Origin of the sequence: Kocuria subflava (assembly GCF_012163155.1) — a bacterium.
Taxonomy (GTDB): domain Bacteria; phylum Actinomycetota; class Actinomycetes; order Actinomycetales; family Micrococcaceae; genus Kocuria; species Kocuria subflava.
The window spans coordinates 1-1,689 of record NZ_JAAVUN010000066.1 but is presented as its reverse complement, the minus strand read 5'-3'; the positions used below and the strand labels follow the sequence as shown (position 1 = coordinate 1,689).

Here is a 1,689-nt window from a genome sequence, read left to right as displayed (position 1 = left end):
AGCCTTGATCCACCGATGAGTGCGTCGGTGCTGGGCCGTAACTAAAGACGGGATGCCCGTCTGACCGGGAAGAATGGGACTTGTTCAGGGTTCCGTTCCACCGCGATGAGAGGGCATCTCGCAGATGCAAGTTTCCCACACGCCTGCTGCCGTGTCAGTTTCCTTCGACGAGCCGAACCTCATCGGGTCCGCCGGGCTGGTGCCGGTGATGGAACTGGCCGCCCAGGCCGGCCTGCACCAGCTGGCCGGAGGTCGGTTGAGCGTGCCGACCGACAAGGGCGCCAACGCCGGGGCGAAGGTCGCGGCCCTGGTGGCCGGGATGTGCACGGGGGCGGACTCGATCGATGACATGGCCGTGCTGCGCCACGGGGCGATGAAACGGGTGTTCGGCGGCTGCTATGCGCCCTCGACCCTGGGCTCGTTCCTGCGTGAGTTCACCTTCGGGCACGTGCGCCAACTCGACGCGGTCGCCTCCCGGTTCCTGGTGAACCTGGCCGGCCGGGCCCCGCTGCTGGGACGCACCGGCGCTGCCGGTGCGGATCCGGGGTTCGTTTATGTTGATGTGGACGACACGATCATCGAGGTCCACGGCTACCAGAAGCAGGGTTCCGGGTACGGGTACTCCGGGGTCCGTGGGCTCAACGCCCTGTTGGCCACCGCCAGCACCGAGACCGCGGCCCCGGTGATCCTGGGTCAGCGGCTGCGCCGCGGTTCGGTCGGCTCCCCGCGCGGGGCCTCGAGGCTGGTCGGGGATTCGCTGGCCATCCTCAAGCGATTGGTGCCGGCGGCCGGCGCCCGAGTGCTGGTCCGGGCCGACTCCGCTTTCTATGGGCATGCCACCGTGGCCGCCGCGCTCACCGCCGGGGCGGAGGTGTCGGTGACCGTGAAGATGGACAAGGCCGTCAAGGCCGCCATCGTCGGCATCGACGAGAAAGCGTGGACCGGCATCGAATATCCCGAGGCGATCTACGATGAGACCACCGGCACCTGGACCTCCAAAGCCGAGGTCGCCGAAGTTCCCTTCACCGCGTTCACCTCGAAGAAGAAAGCCGAACGGGTCCCCGGTCGACTGGTGGTGCGCCGCATCCCCGAGCTGAACCCCCAGGACACCAACCAGCCGACACTGTTCGACACCCACCGCTTCCACGCCTTCTTCACCACCACCGACCCGGAGGTGCTGGACACGGTGACCGCGGACCAGACCCACCGGGGCCATGCGCTCATCGAGCAGGTCAACGCCGACTTGAAAGACAGTGCTCTGGCACACCTGCCCTCCGGACATTTCGGGGCCAACAGTGCCTGGCTGGTCTGCGCGGTGATGGCCTACAACCTCACCCGCACCGCCGGGACCCTCGCCGCCGGAGAGTTCACCCGGGCCCGGACCGGCACCATCCGGACCCGGCTCGTGAACCTGCCGGCCCGGATCGCCTCCAGCGCCCGCAGGATCCGCATCCGCCTGCCCGAGACCTGGCCCTGGCAACAGGGATTCGAGCGGCTCTTCACCGCCGTCCACCCGCCACCGCAACCGGCATAACCACCCGACCACCCGCCGGGCATCGGCACAACCGAAAGAACATCAGTGGAACACCACCGGTAGCGAGGCCGGCCACCACGTCACGCCAAAAAACGGCTCAGTGCCGATCCGGGATATCGGCCGCCGGCCCGAACCTGAGTCGGTGGATCGAGGCT

General features: G+C 68.0%; 1 protein-coding gene. It reads left to right on the top strand.

The annotated features are described in order from the left end of the window. Window positions 1-124 precede the first annotated feature (124 nt). Window positions 125-1,534 (top strand): IS1380 family transposase, encoded by a 1,410-nt coding sequence (locus tag GTW58_RS12945; protein ID WP_119933840.1) that lies wholly within the window; start codon window positions 125-127, stop codon window positions 1,532-1,534. The last annotated feature ends 155 nt before the right edge of the window (window positions 1,535-1,689 follow it).

Bases quoted from the DNA above. Each gene is read 5' to 3' on its own strand.
- GTW58_RS12945 (WP_119933840.1), top strand. From the start codon at position 125: ATGCAAGTTTCCCACACGCCTGCTGCCGTGTCAGTTTCCTTCGACGAG.